Raw genomic sequence first — 18,450 nt, forward strand, 5'->3', positions numbered from 1 at the left:
CCAGCCGCGCCATTGGTTTATGGCAGCCGCTCGGATAGAACGTGGAACGAGTCCCCAACGACGCAAAAGCGCCTTGGGATTGCCGCAACATCGAAGCAAGACGCTGGCCTGTGCCCATTTCGGGCGCCCGCAGCGCTGTCGAACTGATCAAGGGACCCGGTGCCGTCGCATTGGAAACAGAAGGTCCGGAATTTCTTCCTGGACCTCGATGCGCGTATCGACTCGACGCTGTTCTCGTCGGGCAAGGGCCTGCGCGAGCTCTACGAGCGCTATTCCACCTTCATGGACCGCTTCTATGTCGGCCGCTGGAAGCGCTGGGTGTTCATCGAGCCGCTGTCGGAAGCCGCAACGCTCGGGCTCGGCGGCATGATCCTGATGCTGACGCTCGCGATTCCGGCCTTCCGCGAGACCGCTGACGAGGACTGGCTGAAGAAGTCCGACCTCGCGGTGACCTTCCTCGACCGTTACGGCAACCCGATCGGCAGCCGCGGCATCAAGCATAATGACTCGATCCCGCTGGAAGATTTTCCGGACAATCTGATCAAGGCGACGCTCGCGACCGAAGACCGCCGCTTCTACGACCATTTCGGCATCGACGTGCCCGGCCTCGCCCGCGCGCTCGTCACCAACGCGCAGGCCGGCGGCGTCCGCCAGGGCGGTTCGTCGATCACCCAGCAGCTCGCCAAGAACCTGTTCCTGAACAACGAGCGCACCATCGAGCGCAAGGTGAAGGAAGCCTTCCTCGCGATCTGGCTGGAGACGCGCCTCACCAAGAACGAGATCCTGAAGCTCTATCTCGACCGCGCCTATATGGGCGGCGGCACCTTCGGCGTCGACGGCGCGGCGCATTTCTACTTCAACAAGTCGGTGCGCGACGTGAACCTCGCGGAGGCCGCGATGCTCGCCGGCCTGTTCAAGGCGCCGACCAAATACGCCCCGCACATCAACCTGCCCGCCGCGCGCGCCCGCGCCAACGTCGTGCTCGACAACCTCGTCGATGCCGGCTTCATGACCGAGGGCCAGGTGTTCGGTGCCCGCCGCAATCCGGCGGTCGCGGTCGACCGGCGCGACGAGAACTCGCCGAACTACTATCTCGACTACGCCTTCGACGAGATGCGCAAGCTGGTCGACACCTTCCCGAAATCCTACACCGAGCGCGTCTTCGTGGTCCGCACCGCGATCGACATCAACGTGCAGAAGGCGGCCGAGGAAGCGATCGAGAACCAGCTCCGCCAGTTCGGCCGCGACTATCACGCGACGCAGGCCGCGACCGTGGTGTCCGATCTCGACGGCGGCATCCGTGCCATGGTCGGCGGCCGCGATTACGGCGCGAGCCAGTTCAACCGCGCCACCGACGCCTACCGGCAGCCGGGCTCGTCGTTCAAGCCGTATGTCTACACCACCGCGCTGCTGAACGGCTTCACGCCGAACTCGAAGGTCGTGGACGGCCCGGTCTGCATCGGCAATTGGTGCCCGCAGAACTATGGCCACTCCTATTCGGGCCAGGTCACGCTGACCCAGGCCATCACGCGTTCGATCAACGTGGTGCCGGTCAAGCTCTCGATCATGCTCGGCGGCAAGGAAGGCCCGAAGGCCGGCCGCGCCAAGATCGTCGAGGTGGCGCGCCGCTTCGGCCTCAAGGCACCGCTGCCGGATACGCCGTCGCTGCCGATCGGCTCCGACGAAGTCACCGTGCTGGAGCACGCGGTGGCCTATGCGACCTTCCCGAACCGCGGCAAGGCGGTGACGCCGCATTCGGTGCTCGAGGTGCGCACCGGCGCCGGCGATCTCGTCTGGCGCTGGGACCGCGACGGGCCGAAGCCGCGGCAGGCGATCCCGCCGAATATCGCCGCCGACATGGCCGGCATGATGAGCCACGTGGTCAGTGAAGGCACCGCGCGCCGCGCCGCGCTCGACGGCATTCCGACCGCGGGCAAGACCGGCACCACCAATGCCTATCGCGACGCCTGGTTCGTCGGCTACACCGGCAACTTCACCTGCGCGGTGTGGTACGGCAATGACGACTATTCGCCGACCAACCGCATGACCGGCGGCTCGCTGCCGGCGCAGACCTGGCACGACATCATGGTCGCCGCGCATCAGGGCGTGGAGGTACGCGAGCTCAACGGCGTCGGCATGGGCCAGAAGCTGCCGCCGCAGCCGGCGCAGGCCAATGCCCAGGCCAACGCGGCGCCGCGCGTGCTGGAAACCAAGCCGGGTCCGCCGCCGGTGCTGACCAAGCGCGGCGCGGATATCCTGGTACGGGTCGAGAAGCTGCTCGATGACGCTGCCAGAACTGCTGAGAAGACCACCGGCAAGACCACGCTGAACGAGCCCGCGAAGATCGGCAAGCCGGAGTCCTCGAGCGCGCTGGCGTTCCCCGAAAACTACGTTGCCGCGGCCGGCCCGGACGGCGCGACGCCCCCCGTGCCACGCAAGAACTGACGTGCGGCTCCTCCTCACCACCCTGCTGGCGCTCGTCATCGCCACCGCCGTCGGCCTCGGGCTGACCTACGCGACTGCGACGCGCGGCACCGATCTCGGCACGCTGAAGATCGGCGCCTGGACCGCGCGGCCGAAAAGCGGCACCTCCGACGTCGACCCCTATTCGCGCGCCACCATCGCGCGCAGCGGCGAGCTGCCGATCGGCACCGGCGACGGCATCGCATTCTCGGCGACCTCGGACGACAAGAACAAGCCGCTCGACGGCCGCTGCGACGTCGTCGTCAGCGGCGTGACGCCGGCGGCGCGGTTCTGGACGCTGACGCTGTTCGACCGCAAGGGCCACCTCGTCGCGAACTCGCTGCAACGCTACGGCTTCACCAGCCAGGAGATCATGCGCGCCTCCGACGGCACGTTCGAGATCCATATCGCCTCGCGCTCGCGCGCCGGCAACTGGCTGCCGACCGGCGGCATCGAACGCTACGCGCTGATGCTGCGGCTCTACGACACGCCGGTCGGGGTCGCGACCCGCACCCAGCGCGACGCGCCGATGCCCGCGATCACGACGACGGGCTGCCCATGATCCGCGTGCTGCTCACGATCCTCGCAGGCGTGCTGCTCGGCGGCGTGGTGCATCTCGTCAGCGTGCTGGCGCTGCCGCGGATCGCCTCGCAGGACGCTTATTCGCGGCTGACGCCGATGACCAAGCTCAACGAGGTGACCCAGCTGCCGCTGGCCGACCCCAGCCACTCGCCGATGCCGCTGATGGATCCGGCCTTCGCAGTCGCGATCTGCCGCTACGATCTCTCGACCGGGCCGCTCAAGCTCACCGTGCCGGTCAGCCAGGCCTATACGTCGGTGTCGTTCTACACCCGCAACGAGGTCGCCTATTACGCGATCAACGACCGCTCCGCCGGCAAGAAGGTGATCGAGCTCGACCTGATGACGGAAGCGCAGCACAACGAGCTGCCGGAGGACGAGGAAGTCACCGCCGCCGACCGGCTGATCATCGACTCGCCGACCTCGACCGGCCTGATCCTCTTGAAGGCGCTGGCGCCGGAGCCCGGCCTGATGCCCCAGGCGCAGGCCTCGCTCGCGGCCTCATCGTGCAAGGTGCAGGCCGAGCCGGCTGCGGCCAAGCAGGAGGCCCCGCCGCCGCTGCCTACACCGGCACCACCGCCTGCAGCCCGTAAGCGCTAACGCGCAGCCGGCGTGTGCCGGCCGCAGCGGCAGCTCTCGTAGTCGACGGGATCGTGGCTGTTGACGATCGTGACATCAGAGCCATGCGCCGCCTTCAGCTGGCGCAGCCGCTCCTGGTTCCGGATACGCGTCGCGCGATCCATGTCGGCCCGGCGCTGGAACAGGCCGAGCACGAGCGGGATCCGGGGCCTGGCGTCGAGCTGCGCATGGTGGAAATAGGCATCGCCAGCGTGCAGCAGCCATCTGTCCTTGTCGCGCACTGCGATGCCGCAATGGCCAAGCGTGTGGCCCGGCAGCGGGATCATCAGGATATCAGGCTCGTGATCGCCGAGCGCCCGCACCCCCTCGAAGCCGAACCAGTCCTCGCCGCCTTCGCCGTAGATCGCCCAGTCCGGCCCGTGCTTCCACTGCGTGGTGATGTAGCGTCCCGCGGGCGGTGTGACCTGATGGGTCACCGCCATGTCGTACTCCTTGCGATGGACGTGCACCTTGGCCTTCGGAAAGTCCGGCACGCCACCGGCATGGTCGCGATCGAGATGGGTCAGCAGCACGTGACGCACCTCGTCGGGCGAGAAGCCGAGCGCCTTGACCTGCCGCACGGCGGTCTCGGTTGGATCGAGCCGCGGCGTGGTCTGCCGCACCCATTTGCGGCCGAGCCGCGGCGGGTCTGCGATGTCGCCAAGCCCGATACCGGTGTCGACCAGCACGAGGCCGTCATTGCTCTCGACCAGCAGGCAGTGGCAGACCATTCGCGCCCGCCGGAAGAGGCTGCCGCTGCCGTTCACGAGCCGTTGTCCGATCGGGCACATCGTGCCGGTGTTGAGATGATGAATCCGCATGACAAATCCTCCGCTGACCTGCGCAGACTTGCCACTCGCGTTTCCATAGGTAAAATATTGTCTCTCTATCGATACGATAGGATCAGACTATGGATATCCGCGAACTTCGCTATTTCGCCGCGGTCTACCGCGAGCGCAATCTCACCGCTGCGGCGAAGCGCTGTTTCATCTCGCAGCCGTCGATCTCCGCGGCGATCACCAATCTCGAGGCCGAACTCGGCACCACGCTGTTCATCCGGCACAAGAAGGGCATGGCCCCGACGGAATCCGCCGCGCAGTTCCACGGCATCGCCCGCAAGATCATCGACGAGGCGGACGCGGCGCGACACCTGTTTCGCAAACCGCGGACGAAACAGACGCTGACGCTCGGTCTGTTGCGGACGCTCGATCAGGCGCGGACCATCGCCCTGTTGAAGCCGCTGACCGGCAACGCCGATCTCGCGCTTCGGCTGGTCGGCGCCAGCCAGAAGTCCGACGCGCGGATCGTCGCGAGAACCATGATCGTGCCCGGCGAGCACTTCATCCCGCTCTGGAGCGAGCGCTATGTCGCGGCACTGCCGCCGTCGCATCCCCTCACCCTCAAGGAGACGCTGCGGACCAGCGACTTCGCCGGCGTTCCGATGATCGATCGTTGCCATTGCGAACAGCAGGAGCTTTTCAAGCGCACCGCGCCGCCGCGCAAGCCGGTGGCGATCGCAGAATTTGAGGAGTGGGCGATGGCACTGGTCGCGGCCGGGGTCGGCGTCGCGATCGTCCCCGAAGGCGTGGCGCGCGGCAATCCTGATGTCGCGGTGCGCGCGATCGATGTCGACGTCACGCGCCAGGTCGGCCTCGCCTACCCCTCGGCCCATCCGCCATCCGATGCGCTGAAGGAATTCATTGCGAGCCTGCCGCGGCAGGCGAACAGCCGCCGCGTCAGGTCCGCAATCAAGAAGGTGAAGCGCGCCTAGCCCTTGGTCACCACGGCCTGGCCCGTGACCGGCCCGGAGACCAGCGGCGCGTTGGCGGTGAGCCGGGCGAGTTCGTTGATCTGGCGTTCGGCATCGGCGGCCATGCCGTCGGGCGCCTGGATCACCAAACGCTCCAGCGCCCAGCGATAGGACGAGATCCGCCGTTCCAGGGCCTGCTGGACCCACTGCACAATCAGCGTGTTCTCTTCCATCCGCGCCACCGCATCGGCCCGCTCGCGCGGCGACACGTCGGCGATCATGTTGAGGCTGGCACTGCGCTTGCGGTCGAGCTCGATCACCTGGATCGCGGTGGCGAAGAACGGCTCGAACCGCGTGATGTCGTCGCGCACCTGGTCGATCAGCAGCGAATAGCGCGAGGCGAACGAGCGGTGCGGCTCGTCGATCAAATTGCGACCATAGGCGGTGCGATCGAACACCGCCTTCTGCCGCCAGGGCGAGGGCAGCGGCTGGTAGTCGCCGAACACGCTCTTCCACGCCGGGCGCGACAGCGGCGGCTCGACGAACTGATAGGCGAGATCGCGCAACTGGCGTTCGTGTTCGGTGAGCTGGAATTGCGAGGCGTTCTTGCCGATGCTGCCGGTCGCCTCTGCGCCCATCCAGCGATGCATGTCGTCGTTGCGGAAATCGGCGCGGGTGCGGCCGAAATCGCCGCCGCTGCAGCCCGCGAGCGCCGAGCCCGCGATCAGCAGGATCAGCGCCGGGAATGACCGCCAAGCGGCGGTCCGCTGCACAGGCGCGGGCATTGCACGCTATCCGCGATCAGGAGCGACGGCGGCGACGGCGCCCCTGCGCAGTGCCCTGCTCCGGTCCGCGACCACCGCCGGTCTCCTCCGTCGTTCGTTCGATCCGCACGACGGGAAGGATCAGCACGGTCCCCAAGCCTTCGGTCCTCATGCCTTCGCCGGCAGCACCGGCCGTGCTCGGCCGCCGTGCAGCCGCATCCGCCGGAAACTCAACGATGGTACCCATGTTCCGTTCTCTCTGGCCCGCACGGACATGATTTGCCCCGCGCACGCCGAGTTAAGAACGGGCATGGTTAATGACATCTTAAGCTGCCGATACGGACGGTTACGGATATGGCGCTGTGCCTTAATGGACACGCGCAAATTCGAGCGTTCGCCTTCACGGCTTGTTTTCCTTAACTGCGTCTTAAAACTGCCTGCGTAGGCTCGCGGCCACAGGGTTTTTCAAACCGAATCTTACTGGCTAGTCGCGTACGCCCGAGATGAGCGCAGCTCCGCTATTTCCTGGTTTTGATGGGCTGATGAGGCTCTCCCGTCGTGAGGGCGTCGACATCCGCCCCACTTTGCTGCGCGTCCTGACCGACCTCTATGTGCAGGCGAGCGCGCACTCCGCCGATGAAGAGCGCCAGTTCGTCGAGCTGACGTCGCGCCTGATCGACGAGGTCGACGACGCGACCCGCGCCGCCGTCCGCGCGCGGCTAGCGATCTATCCGGCAACGCCCGCCCCGATCATGGACAAACTCGGGCTCCGGCGCGCCGGTCCGGATCAGCCGATGCCGGCGGCCGCGCCGATTGCCGCGCCGGCATCCTCCACGCCGCCGGCGAAGACCCCGACCGAGGCCGAACAGCGGATGGCCGCGAGCCTTGCGATGCGGCCGAACGATGCCGCCGAAATCTCCGACATGTTCTTTGCCGCCAGCGCCAGCGAGCGCGCGCAGATCCTGCACAATCTGCAGGAGACGCCGCTGAAGGCCGCGGCACGGATTCCGCCAGCCCGCGCCGCGCGCGCGATCCACATCCTGGAGATGGCGGCGTTCGCCGAGGACCTCGACAACTTCACGCTCGAACTCGGCGAAGCGCTGATCCTGCCGTCACGGATCGCCGCCGACGTGGTCAACGATCCCGGCGGTGAGCCGCTCGCCTGCGCGATGCGGGCGCTCGACGTGTCGAGCGCCGCGTTCCAGCGCATCCTGATGTTCCTCAATCCGGAAGCCGGTTCGTCGGTCAACTATGTCTATCGGCTGTCACGGCTCTACGATCGCCTCAGCGAGCGCTCGGCGCTGGTGATGCTGGCGGCATGGCGCGGCTCGACCATGGCGGTGGCCCGCGCCAAGTATCGCTCGGCGCTCTATGACGACGAGCGCCATCGCGTGCGCGCCGCATCGACGCAGACGCGATCGTCGGTGCAGCCCGGCAGCGCAGCCGCGATCCGCAACCAGAAATCCGGAAGCTAAGGCGCGATCATCGCGCCTTAGCTTTTCATCTTGGGCATGATCTATCCGGAAAACCGCTTCACACTTTTCCGGATCATGTCCTAGCCCTTCGCCAGATCGAGGAAGTGCCGCCCCGCGCGGTCCTCGGTCTCGACGATCCAGGCATCGGGATCGAAGCGCAGCTCCTTGGTCAATCGCTCCTCGACTGACGGCTCGGATACCGGCTGCGGCGCCGTCGGCACGAATAGCCGTTCCGCCGGACGGCTGTCGTCATAGACCGTCTGCGGCGCCGGTGCATACAGCATCGCGTTGCCGTCCATCAGCGCCACCTTGACGAACACGGCGCCGGCCTCTTCCGCACCCTTCTTGCGGACCGCACCGAACACGCCTTCGGTCTGGCAGCGGCGCAGATAGGCCGCAACCCAAATACTGGTTTTCAATCGCATGCGCCGACCTATAGGCCAGCGGCGCGGCCACGTCCAATTGTCACGCATGTCGTCGCGCAGCGGCGGGTTGACCGATACAGGCCTCGCTCATATCCTTCCATCTGCGGTGCAAGCCGCGCCCGGGTCCACGGGAAGGGTCGAACCCACTTGCACCGAATACGCGGCCAACCAAGCCTTTGTGCAGCCGGTTTTGTGGACCATCGGCGATGATGCACGGAGGTTGCCATGAACCGATCGCCCGCGCGATTGAATCTCGAACATCTGAAGAAGCAAGCCAAGGAGCTGATCCGCCTGTACCGGCGGCAGGCACCGGAGGCTTACGCCCGTTTCCGGCAGGCGCTGCCGGCTGCGGCCGGGCGCAGCGACGTGCAGATCGCCGCACTCGATCTGCGGCTCCACGACGCGCAGTCCTGCGTCGCGCGAGATCTCGGCTTCGCCTCATGGCCGGACCTGCGGCGCTATGTCGAAGCACAATTGCCGCCAGGCAAGAGCAAGGCCGATCGTGTGCGGCGATGGCTGCAACTGGTCTACGCCGCAGATGTCGCCGGCACCAGCGACCGCGCCAATCCGCGCGTCGCAATGCGCATGCTCCGCGAGGATCCCGGCCTTTTCGGCGATGATCCCTATCTCGCCTGCGCCATCGGCGACGAGAGCACGATCCAGCGCATCGCGACCAGCGATCCCGCATGGGTCAACCGACCCGGCGGTCCCCTGAAACTGCCGCCGCTGGTCGCGGTCACGCATTCCAGCCTGCTGCAGATTCCGGAATTTCAGGCGCGGCTGCATCGCTGCGCGCGCCTGCTGCTGGCGGCCGGCGCAGACCCAGACCAGCACATCAGCAGCCGCTGGCCGCCCGGATCGCTCGACGCACCCGATGACAGCAATCCGCTGTCGGCCCTGTACGGCGCCGCCGGGCAGAATCACGACCTCGGGTTGACCAGGCTGTTGCTCGAGGCCGGCGCCAATCCGAACGACAATGAATCGCTGTACCACTCGCTCGAAGGTTCCGTGACGACGGGCGTGCTGCTCGAACATGGCGCGCGGATCGCCGGCACCAACGCGATGTACAAGGTGCTCGACGACGAGAACGTGGCGGCTCTCGAATTGCTGCTGCGGCACGGCGGCAACCCGAACGAGCCCGCCCGCAACGCGCCACTGACCGATTGCGGTTCACCCTTGATGTGGGCGATCCGGCGACGGCGGTCGCGAAAATGCATTACGACCCTGCTCGACGCCGGCGCTGACCCGCGCATCACGACACCGGACGGATTGAGCGCCTATCGATACGCGCTGCAGTTCGGCCTGACCGAAGTTGCCGAACTGCTGCGCGAGCGCATCGGCGAGGAGACGCTCGCCGACGACGAGCGGTTCGTCGCGGCGTGCAGCAGCGGCAATGCGACCGAGGCGCGACAGATCCAGGCCGGCCGGCCCGATCTCCCGGCTTCGCTTTCACCCCAGCAGCTGCGGTTGCTGCCCGAACTCGCCGCGGCAGGCGGCGACGATGCGGTGCGGCTGATGGTCGAGCTCGGCTGGCCCATCGCGGTGCGCGGCGGCGACTGGGATGCGTCGGCGCTCAATCATGCGGTGTTCCGCGGCAATGCCGGGCTGACACGCTTCCTGCTCGAGCACGGCGCAGAGTGGACCGAGCAGCACGGCTTCGGCGACAACGTCTCCGGCAGCCTAGCGTGGGCTTCCTGCAATGAGCCGATCAGTGGCGGCGATTGGGAGGGCTGCGCACGGGCCCTGCTCGATCACGGCATGCCGCGCGCCACTCCGGATCGCGACGATCCGGAATGGGTGCTGCTGGCCGGCCGCAGGAAGCTGTTCTCCGACGATGTCAGGGACGTTCTGCTCGGCGAAGCCGCCTGACGGCGCGTCAATGTGTCAGATGCGAAATGGCCGGGCTCAAGCCCGGCCAGAACAAGCACTAGTCGATCGAGTGCCCGATCATCGCGCCCAGTTCGCGCACCAGACGATCGGACATCTGGCCAGTCACGGGCAGCTTGCGGGCCCGCTCGAACTTGGCGATCGCGTGCTGGGTGTCGGCGCCGATCGTGCCGGTCGGCTTGAGCTGGCCGTAGCCATATTCGGTCAGCGTGCGCTGGACCGAGGCGATGCGTTTGCCGGCCGGGCTCAGATGCTGCGTCGGGATCGGCGCCGGCGGGCGCATGACGCTGGACGGAGCGGCGGCCGGGGCCGGTGCGGCCGCCGGCGGCGCGGCGGTCGACTTCAGCACCAGGTTGGCCATCGGATCGGCCTGCTTGGCCTCAACCGGAACCGGCTTCGGCTCCGGCTTGGCTTCAACGGACCTGGTCTCGGCCGGCTTGGTCTCCACCGGCTTCACGTCGACCGGCCTGGACGGCTCCACGCCGGCCGGCTCGACCGATCGGGCGGCAGCCTCGGCTGGACGCGGGCGCGGCATCGGGCTCGTGACCGCGGCAACCGGAGCCGGCGGCGGCGGCAACGTCACCACCGAACCGCCGAACATCGGCGACGGATGACGGCCGGCCTGCAGGAACAGCGCATTGATCAGAATCGCAACAATGGCAGACGTTGCCAGCACGCCCGCGACGAGGTCCTTCGGACTGTGCAGCAGCAGTCGCAGCACTAGGCCGCGCTCCTCCTCAGCCGCGATGGCCACTGCCTTGGCGCCGCGGCGACGCCGCGGCGTTTCGTCATCGTCCAAAGTCTGTCTAGGCACTCTTCTTCACCTGATGGGTTTGCTCTTGCAGTCCGGATCGCAGCGCGGGCTTCAGGGTCGACACATTGCTGGACGGCTCGACAGCCGGCGGTGTGAACGCCAGCGGCAGCGCGACCGACACGATGGTGCCCTCGCCCACCTTGCTCTCCACGTTCATGTCGCCGTGATGCAGGCCGACCAGCCCCTTGACGATGGACAGACCGAGGCCGGTGCCTTCGTGGCGGCGCTGATAGGTCTTGCCGGCCTGGAAGAACGGATCGCCGAGCCGCTTGAGATCGTCGGCGGCGATGCCGACGCCGGTGTCCGAGACCCGCAGCAATAGCCGCGATCCCTCGATGCCGGCCGACACGGTCACCTTGCCGCCGCGCTCGGTGAACTTGATGGCGTTGGAAACCAGATTGAGCACGATCTGCTTGAACGCGCGCGGATCGCCGTTCACGATCGGCAGGTCGTCGGGCACGCGGGTGACGAGGTCGACGCCGCTCTCGCGCGCCTTCAGCGCCACCAAATTGCAGCAGTTGAGCAAAGCCGGCCGCGGCGCGAACGGTTCCGGCGAAATCTCGAAATTGCCGGATTCCATCTTCGACATGTCGAGGATGCCGTTGACCACCGACAGCAGATGCTGGCCGGAGTCGTTGATCAGCTGGGCGTATTCCTTGCGGCGCGCCGCGTCGAGCCCGAGCACGTCCTCCTGCGCGATCATCTCCGAGAAGCCGATGATGGCGTTGAGCGGGGTGCGCAGCTCGTGGCTCATGGTGGCGAGGAAGCGCGTCTTCGACGCATCGGCCTGCTCGGCCACATTGCGCGCCTGTTCGAGCGCCTGCTCCTGCACCTTGCGATCGGTCACGTCGCGCATCACGGCGACGACTTCGGCATCGGCCGAGGGCTGATCGAGCGCGCGGCAGCGCATCTCGACCCAGATGAATTCGGCGGCGGCCTCGCCCCGCGCGCCGTCGCGGCGCACCCGGAACTCGACGCTGCGCGCCTCGCCCCGCGCGGCGTCCGACAGCGCGGTGAGATAGGCCGGCCGATCGGCGACGTGGACGCGGTCGAACAGGCCGTGGCCCGACAGCCGCGAGGCTGGCACGCCGAGCATGATCTCGGCGGCAGGCGAAATGAAGCGCACCGCGCCGTTGCGGCTGTGCCGCGACAGCACGTCGCTCATGTTATGCGCGAGCAGGCGGTAGCGCTCTTCCTCGACATACAGCAGCGCCACGCTGGTGCGCGCCAGCGACTCCGCGCCGAAGGCGAGCCCGGCAGCATAGAAGATCGCCGATACGACGCCGAAACCGACCAGCGTGCTGTTCGAGGCGACCGCCGGATCGACGGCCGGCAGCACATGATAATGTGCGAGCACGCTCAGCAACGCCGCGCAGATCATCGCCAGCGCGAACGCAAACGCCACCACGCGCCGCGAGGCCGACAGCGCGGCCTCGATCGGAATCACGATGAGCCACACCGCGGCGAACGATGCGATGCCGCCGGTGGTCGCGGCGATCATCATCACGAGACCGCCCAGCGCCAGCGACGACAGCACGTGCGCGCCCTCGTAGCGGCCGGTGCGCGACAGGAACCAGGACAGCAGGATAGGCGCGATCAGCCAGGCGAACGCCGCGACCTCGATCGCCGACGGCGCACCGCGCATCGCCAGAAAGGCAGGGAACGACGCCAGCGCCGCTAGGCTGCCGAGCAGCCGCGGCGCCATGAAGGCACGATGGCGCGCACGCGTCAGCGCATCATACTGCGCCGACGGATGCAGCAGCGCATCCAGGCAATCGCGGATCAGACTCAAACTACTCACAGCACTCGCGCTTCGGCTCAATCGTCAGTTAGACGCGCCGGAACGCCTCCTTCGTGATTGCAGGTCAACGTGTCAGAGCGAACTTAAGCGAACGCTAAGGCGGGGTGGCCTGCTGCCAAACACCGTGCATTGGGAGGCTTCGAGGTTGCCATTCACCGGTCATTTGTCAGGGATGGTGAACGGCTGGTTTCCGGGTGCGCCCGTCTATGGTTTCGAAATGGTGGACGCGGCGCAGCCGGTGTCCTCGCGCTCACTAGCCGCCATCAATCGAATATTTACGGCGAATCAATTCGGGCGAATTTTCCGCGATTTTTCGGCGGATTTGCTTCAATGCAGATACTTCCGATTTATCGACCGATGCTAACCCTGAGGACAAGAGCGGCATCGACCGCGAAGAAGCAAAAGACAAGATAGACGACCGGGATCGCGCCATGTTCTTCCTGCTGCGTTTGGCATTCTGGCTCGGGCTTGTGCTCGTGCTGCTGCCGAGAGACAAAACACCTGAAGCGGACAAGACGCCGCAGATCAGCGCATCGGACGCGGTGTCGGCCGCGACCGCGACGATCAACGACATGGGTCAGTTCTGCAAGCGTCAGCCGTCCGCCTGCGAAGTCGGCGGCCAGGCCGCGACCGCGATCGGCCAGCGCGCGACCGACGGCGCGCGCAAGCTCTACCAGATCATCACCGACAAGAAGCCGCCCGATCACACCGGCTCGATCGACAGGGACGACATCGATTCGGCCACCATGTCGCGCGACACGCTGACCGCGGACGATCAGACCATCGAGTTCCGCCTGCCGCCGACGCCGTGAATGCAAGCCAGCGCGTTTCCGGGTGACGTGGCATCCGGTTCGCGTCAACAAAACGCGGCCAACAACCCGGAACCGGTTCCATTTTCGTCGCTTTCGCGGCCCGCCTTCCTATATAAGCCGTTAAGGACAGGATGCGGGCCACGATGACGACGATCGACGAAATCAGGGATAATTTTGCGCTGCTGGACGAGTGGGACGACCGTTACCGCTACGTCATCGAGCTCGGCCGCACGCTGGAACCGTTGTCGGAGGCGGAGCATTCGGCCGAGAACAAGGTGCAGGGCTGCGTCAGCCAGGTCTGGCTGTCGAAGCGGATCGAGCGCGATGCCAATGGCGAACCGCGGCTGATCTATCTCGGCGACAGCGACGCCCACATCGTGCGCGGCCTGGTCGCGATCGTGCTGACGCTGTTTTCCGGGCAAACGCCGCAGCATATCCTCGCCACCGACGCGCTCGCGCTGTTCGACGAATTCGGCTTCCGCGACCATCTGACGCCGCAGCGCTCCAACGGGCTGCGCTCGATGGTCGATCGCATCCGCAACGATGCACGCGAGGCGCTGGCGTCAGCCGCGTAGAGCTTCTTGCTTGGCGCGCCGTCCTCACGTGAACCGGAAACGCCTTAGACGCTACTTCCGCTTCCGCGCCTGCTGGCCGAGGCCCATCTTCTTGGCGAGCTGAGAGCGCGCCACCGCGTAGTTCGGCGCCACCATCGGATAGTCGGCCGGCAGCCCCCATTTGTCGCGATACTGCTCCGGGGTCATGTTGTACTGGGTGCGCAGATGGCGCTTGAGCGACTTGAAGCGCTTGCCGTCCTCGAGACACACCAGATATTCCGGCGTGATCGACTTCTTCATCGACACCGCGGGCTTGGCCGGCTCGCTCGGCGTATCGCTGCGCCCGCTCGACACGCGCAGCAGGGCGGCGTGGACCTGGCCGATCAGGTTCGGAATGTCCGAGGCCGGCGTCGGATTGTTGCTGAGATAGGCCGAAACGATGTTGGCGGTCAGTTCGACCGGCGTTTTGCCTGACGTATCGGACATGGCTCTACCTTCCCCGTGCTCTCGACGGCGCGGCGCGGCACGGCACGCCGTTGCGCAGTATCCGTGCGCGACAATACATCAACAGAATCGCGTACTACTTCGCGAATATGAACGGATTACAAGAAATCTGACAAGAACTGCCGTGTTCTAGACTTCGCGCCGGCCGTTCGCAAGTATTGCCGTAGATTTACGGCCTTTGCTCCAGATGCGAGCGAAGCTCGTCGATCGAGGCAAACCGCATCATGCCCTCCGGCATCTGCGCTTCGATGGATCCGTCCGAATAGAGCGAATAGGCCATGCCGTCGACGACGCCCGATTTGAGTACCGTCACCGGGGGCTGTTCCTGCGGCGGCGGCGGATGACCGGACGACGGCGCCACGGCCGCCGACTGCGCCTCGCCGAAGGTCGATGGCGCCCGTGGGCCACGCCGCGGGGCGACATCGACCGGCCTCGGCCGATCCGCCTTCGGCCACGCATCGTCGAACGTTGCCGGTGCGGGATCGGCCGCCGTGGCAGGACCTGGACGCAGCTCCGGCGACAGCAGATCCGGCGTCAGCGGCTCGGCAGCCCGTGCCTCGGTCCGTTCACGCTCCTTCCGCGAGGAAGAGAACAACAGATTGCGCCGCTTCGGCGGCGCGCCGCCGTCCGCGGCCGCTGCACCCGGCACGGGCGGTGCGACCTCAGCTGGCGCGCCGCGTGCAGGGATTTCATCGTGCCAGGGCGGCGGCGCCGCGGCCGTCGGCGTAGCTGACGGGACCGGCGGGGGTGCAGCGACCTTCGCTTGCCGCGGCGGAGGGAACACCGTATCGTCGGGGGCATTACGCGGGGAAGTTGCAGGCGACGGGACGTCGACCCCGGCAGCCGCGGCACCGGATTCGAGCCGCGCGGCGATGACCTGGAGTTCCCCAACCACCGCGGCAAGCGCCAGCACGATCGCACCCGTGCACACGCCGGTCACGCCTGTCGTGATCAATGTGCCGCCGACGCTGAATTCCTTGTAGGGGATTCCCAAGCCGACCGCCGCCAAGCCCGCCACAACCAGGCCCGCGCCGACGACCAACAGACCAACCTTCATCGAACTAACCCCCGGGAGACCCGACCGAAAATCGGTGTGGGCCACCAACGCCACGATACCGTCATATTGCCCACACCGCCAACCGCCAATTGTAGACGGAGTTCCCTAAAATCCCGCTTAACCGACGGACAGGTGTCCGCCTCGCGGGCCTCACCAACTGCGCCGGCGCCCGCTTCCGTAGATTTACTGGCTACGAATTGCTGCCAATTTATTGCAACGCATCTGGGAAATTACGCCACAATTCCCAATTACTCGGAAACTGAACTGCGCTATGGATGCCGGGGAATGAGGCCCTAAAGCGCCAAACTGGGCCACAGGCACGCCGGTATCACTAGCTATGTCATCGATTACGACGTCCGCCATCGAGGCGCCTGCGCGGCGCTCCGTGGAGAAGACCTGCGACGATCTCGCATTCCTCGTCCTCGGCGTGGTCGCCGTGGTCGCAGGGCTCACTTTCCGCGATTATGGGCTGGGCTGGGACGATTACACCCACGCTGAATATGCCGACCTCCTGCTGCGGATGTACGGGTCCGGGTTCAAGGACACCGGCGCGCTGTCGTTCGCCAATCTCTATATGTACGGCGGCGGCTTCGATATGGCTGCCGCCCTGCTGCACAAGGTCGTTCCGCTCGAATTGTTCGAGACCCGCCGCCTGCTCGGCGCGGTTGTCGGCGTTATCGGGCTCGCCGTAACCTGGCGCCTGGCACGCCGTGTCGGCGGCCCGCTGGCGGGGCTGGCGGCGCTGCTGCTGCTGGCGCTGTGCCCGACCTTCTACGGCCACATGTTCATGAACCCGAAGGATGCACCGTTCGCCGTGGCGATGGTGGTGCTGATCCTCGGCCTCGTGCGCCTGATCGAGGAATATCCGGCCCCCTCGCCGCGCACGATCCTGATCGTGGGCCTGGGTGCCGGCTTGGCGATCGGCTGCCGCGTGCTTGGCGGCCTCGCTTTGATCTACGCCGTGATCGGCTTCATCCCGCTCTGGATCGAGGAAGTCCGCAAGCAGGGTGCGCGCGAGGCGACCCACCGCTTTGCCCACGTCGTCTATGTGCTGCTGCCAGGGCTCGCTCTCGGCTATCTCGTGATGGGCCTGATCTGGCCGTGGTCGATCATGGAGCCCGGGCATCCGCTGGAAGCGGTGACCTATTTCTCGCACTTCTTCGAAAAGCCGTGGAAGGAGATGTTCGACGGCGCGCTGGTGTCGGTGCCGGACATGCCGTGGTCCTATCTGCCCACGCTGTTCGCGCTGCAGCTTCCCGAAGTGCTGCTGGCGCTGCTCACCGCGGCCGTGGTCGCCACCTTCATGTCGCTGTCGCGCAACGATGTGACCGCGAAGCGCAAGACGATCATGCTGATGCTGACGCTGGCGGCGACCCTGCCGCTGGTGATCGCGATGGTGAAGCGGCCGGCGCTCTACAACGGAATCCGCCACTTCATCTTCGTGATCCCGCCGATGGCGGTGCTCGCCGGCGTCGCATTCGCCCGCGGCATGGACTGGCTCGGCGAGAACCGCCGCGCCTGGCAGCCGGCGGCGCTCGCGGTGTTCGCGTTCGGCCTGCTGCTGCCGCTCAGCGAGATGATCCGTTTGCATCCGTACCAGTACACCCACTTCAACCACATCGCCGGCACGGTGCGGACCGCCGACAATCTCTTCATGCTGGACTATTGGGGCCTGGCGCTGAAGCAGGCCTCCGACGGCTTGCGCGAGCAGCTGGCGGAGCGGCAGGAAGTGCCGCCGCAGCATCGCAAGTGGAAGGTCGCGGTCTGCGGACCGCAGCGTCCCGCGCAGGTCGCGCTCGGCCCCGACTTCACGATCGGCTGGGACAGCAATGCGGCCGACTTCGCGATGACGCTCGGCGAGTTCTACTGCAAGGGCCTTGCCGCACCCGTGATGGTGGAGATCAAGCGCGACGACGTCGTGTTCGCCCGCGTCTACGACATCCGCGGCCGCAGCATTTCGAGCCTGCTGGCGATCCCGGCGCCGTAGCGCGACACGATCTCAGAAGATCCATCGCGCGGTTGCCCACCGACGATCGCCGTTCGGATCGTGGGCCGCATGCCGACATGACTGTCACGCTGGTATGCTGCCTTGCTGCGCTAGGGCGACGGCGCTAGGCTTGAACCAAGCAACAACGATCAATGGAGCAATCGCCATGTCGCCAGCGGAAGCGCGTCTCAAGGAAGTGCCATCGAACATGAGTGCGGCGGAATGGGAGCAGCGGATCAATCTCGCCGCCTGCTACCGGCTGGTGGCGCTCTATGGCTGGGACGATCTGGTCGATACCCATATCTCGGCCCGCGTGCCCGGCCCCGAGCATCACTTCCTGATCAACCCTTACGGGCTGATGTTCGACGAGATCACCGCCTCGAGCCTCGTCAAGGTCGACCTCGACGGCAACCAGCTCTCGCAGAGCGACTACAGCATCAACCCGGCCGGCTTCACCATCCATTCGGCGATCCATGAGGTGCGCGAGGACGCCGGCTGCGTGCTTCATCTGCACACGATCGACGGCACCGCGGTGTCGAGCGGCCCCGAGGGGCTGCTGCCGCTGAACCAGACCGCGCAGCTCGTCACCCACGATCTCGCCTATCACGACTATGAAGGCATCGCGCTCGACCATGACGAGCGCCCGCGCCTGCAGCGCGATCTCGGCACCAAGAACCACATGCTGCTGCGCAATCACGGCACGCTGACGGTCGGCCGCTCCGTCGCCTCCGCCTTCGAGCGGATGTACCATCTGGAGCGCGCCTGCTCGATGCAGGTCGCGACCCGCACGCTCGGACCGATCGCCTATCCGGTCGACCAGCTCGCGATCGACAAGAACACCGAGCTGCTCTCCAATCCGGACCGTGCCGAGCTGCGCTCGACCCAGCTGGTCTGGCCGCCGCTGCTGCGCAAGCTCGACCGGGTCAATCCCGGCTACCGTGATTGAAATTTCACAATCCT

18 protein-coding genes are annotated in these 18,450 nt (G+C 66.4%); 10 read left to right on the forward strand and 8 right to left on the reverse strand.

Annotated elements, in window-relative coordinates:
* Positions 1-159 precede the first annotated feature (159 nt).
* From ACTUWL_RS04320 to ACTUWL_RS04330, 3 genes are read left to right on the forward strand one after another with little or no spacing between them, the layout of a single operon-like run.
* Positions 160-2,445: a transglycosylase domain-containing protein gene (locus ACTUWL_RS04320; RefSeq protein WP_021080774.1), complete on the forward strand. Its 2,286-nt coding sequence runs from the start codon at positions 160-162 to the stop codon at positions 2,443-2,445.
* 1 nt (position 2,446) lies between these two features.
* Positions 2,447-3,025 carry a DUF1214 domain-containing protein gene (locus ACTUWL_RS04325; protein ID WP_021080775.1) on the forward strand — a complete coding sequence of 193 codons (579 nt, stop codon included), beginning with the start codon at positions 2,447-2,449 and terminating at the stop codon, positions 3,023-3,025.
* Entirely contained in the window at positions 3,022-3,642 is a 621-nt protein-coding gene (locus ACTUWL_RS04330; RefSeq protein ID WP_021080776.1) for a DUF1254 domain-containing protein, read from the forward strand. The genes ACTUWL_RS04325 and ACTUWL_RS04330 overlap by 4 nt, the downstream gene beginning before the upstream one ends.
* Here ACTUWL_RS04330 and ACTUWL_RS04335 read toward each other — a convergent pair.
* Entirely contained in the window at positions 3,639-4,481 is an 843-nt protein-coding gene (locus tag ACTUWL_RS04335; protein WP_021080777.1) for an MBL fold metallo-hydrolase, read from the reverse strand. The two genes, ACTUWL_RS04330 and ACTUWL_RS04335, sit on opposite strands and share 4 nt — an antisense overlap.
* A gap of 89 nt (positions 4,482-4,570) precedes the next feature.
* Here ACTUWL_RS04335 and ACTUWL_RS04340 point away from each other — a divergent pair, with 89 nt between their 5' ends.
* Positions 4,571-5,431 carry a LysR family transcriptional regulator gene (locus ACTUWL_RS04340; RefSeq protein WP_021080778.1) on the forward strand — a complete coding sequence of 287 codons (861 nt, stop codon included), beginning with the start codon at positions 4,571-4,573 and terminating at the stop codon, positions 5,429-5,431.
* On the opposite strand, the gene ACTUWL_RS04345 is transcribed toward ACTUWL_RS04340, so the two are convergent.
* The gene (locus ACTUWL_RS04345) at positions 5,428-6,195 is read right to left on the reverse strand and encodes a hypothetical protein (RefSeq protein ID WP_021080779.1); all 768 of its coding nucleotides are present in this window, start codon (positions 6,193-6,195) and stop codon (positions 5,428-5,430) included. The genes ACTUWL_RS04340 and ACTUWL_RS04345 overlap by 4 nt on opposite strands.
* A gap of 16 nt (positions 6,196-6,211) precedes the next feature.
* A complete protein-coding gene (locus ACTUWL_RS04350) occupies positions 6,212-6,421 on the reverse strand; it encodes a hypothetical protein (RefSeq protein ID WP_106940108.1) in 210 nt (69 codons plus the stop codon).
* 256 nt (positions 6,422-6,677) lie between these two features.
* On the opposite strand from ACTUWL_RS04350, the gene ACTUWL_RS04355 reads away from it, so the two are divergent.
* Positions 6,678-7,649 carry a DUF2336 domain-containing protein gene (locus ACTUWL_RS04355; protein ID WP_035652522.1) on the forward strand — a complete coding sequence of 324 codons (972 nt, stop codon included), beginning with the start codon at positions 6,678-6,680 and terminating at the stop codon, positions 7,647-7,649.
* A gap of 80 nt (positions 7,650-7,729) precedes the next feature.
* Here the strand turns inward: ACTUWL_RS04355 and ACTUWL_RS04360 are convergent, their stop codons facing one another.
* Positions 7,730-8,074: a DUF1491 family protein gene (locus ACTUWL_RS04360; RefSeq protein WP_021080781.1), complete on the reverse strand. Its 345-nt coding sequence runs from the start codon at positions 8,072-8,074 to the stop codon at positions 7,730-7,732.
* 225 nt (positions 8,075-8,299) lie between these two features.
* Between ACTUWL_RS04360 and ACTUWL_RS04365 the strand changes: the two genes are divergently transcribed.
* A complete protein-coding gene (locus ACTUWL_RS04365; RefSeq protein ID WP_021080782.1) occupies positions 8,300-9,943 on the forward strand; it encodes an ankyrin repeat domain-containing protein in 1,644 nt (547 codons plus the stop codon).
* Positions 9,944-10,001: 58 nt separating this feature from the next.
* Here the strand turns inward: ACTUWL_RS04365 and ACTUWL_RS04370 are convergent, their stop codons facing one another.
* Together ACTUWL_RS04370 and ACTUWL_RS04375 are read right to left on the reverse strand one after the other, a co-directional pair.
* Positions 10,002-10,775 (reverse strand): peptidoglycan-binding domain-containing protein, encoded by a 774-nt coding sequence (locus tag ACTUWL_RS04370; RefSeq protein WP_021080783.1) that lies wholly within the window; start codon positions 10,773-10,775, stop codon positions 10,002-10,004.
* Positions 10,768-12,576: a PAS domain-containing sensor histidine kinase gene (locus tag ACTUWL_RS04375; RefSeq protein ID WP_021080784.1), complete on the reverse strand. Its 1,809-nt coding sequence runs from the start codon at positions 12,574-12,576 to the stop codon at positions 10,768-10,770. The genes ACTUWL_RS04370 and ACTUWL_RS04375 overlap by 8 nt, the downstream gene beginning before the upstream one ends.
* Positions 12,577-13,007: 431 nt before the next feature.
* Between ACTUWL_RS04375 and ACTUWL_RS04380 the strand changes: the two genes are divergently transcribed.
* Positions 13,008-13,388 (forward strand): DUF5330 domain-containing protein, encoded by a 381-nt coding sequence (locus tag ACTUWL_RS04380; protein WP_021080785.1) that lies wholly within the window; start codon positions 13,008-13,010, stop codon positions 13,386-13,388.
* A gap of 143 nt (positions 13,389-13,531) precedes the next feature.
* Positions 13,532-13,963: a SufE family protein gene (locus tag ACTUWL_RS04385; RefSeq protein ID WP_035652541.1), complete on the forward strand. Its 432-nt coding sequence runs from the start codon at positions 13,532-13,534 to the stop codon at positions 13,961-13,963.
* A 51-nt stretch (positions 13,964-14,014) separates the two neighbouring features.
* Here ACTUWL_RS04385 and ACTUWL_RS04390 read toward each other — a convergent pair whose 3' ends face one another.
* Positions 14,015-14,428: a MucR family transcriptional regulator gene (locus ACTUWL_RS04390; RefSeq protein ID WP_021080787.1), complete on the reverse strand. Its 414-nt coding sequence runs from the start codon at positions 14,426-14,428 to the stop codon at positions 14,015-14,017.
* Positions 14,429-14,615: 187 nt separating this feature from the next.
* Positions 14,616-15,503 (reverse strand): hypothetical protein, encoded by an 888-nt coding sequence (locus tag ACTUWL_RS04395; protein WP_021080788.1) that lies wholly within the window; start codon positions 15,501-15,503, stop codon positions 14,616-14,618.
* Positions 15,504-15,840: 337 nt separating this feature from the next.
* On the opposite strand from ACTUWL_RS04395, the gene ACTUWL_RS04400 reads away from it, so the two are divergent.
* Both ACTUWL_RS04400 and ACTUWL_RS04405 read left to right on the forward strand, forming a co-directional pair.
* A complete protein-coding gene (locus ACTUWL_RS04400; protein WP_021080789.1) occupies positions 15,841-17,490 on the forward strand; it encodes a glycosyltransferase family 39 protein in 1,650 nt (549 codons plus the stop codon).
* A 166-nt stretch (positions 17,491-17,656) separates the two neighbouring features.
* Positions 17,657-18,436 (forward strand): class II aldolase/adducin family protein, encoded by a 780-nt coding sequence (locus ACTUWL_RS04405; RefSeq protein WP_021080790.1) that lies wholly within the window; start codon positions 17,657-17,659, stop codon positions 18,434-18,436.
* The last annotated feature ends 14 nt before the right edge of the window (positions 18,437-18,450 follow it).

Source organism: Bradyrhizobium sp. WCU1 (assembly GCF_053474805.1).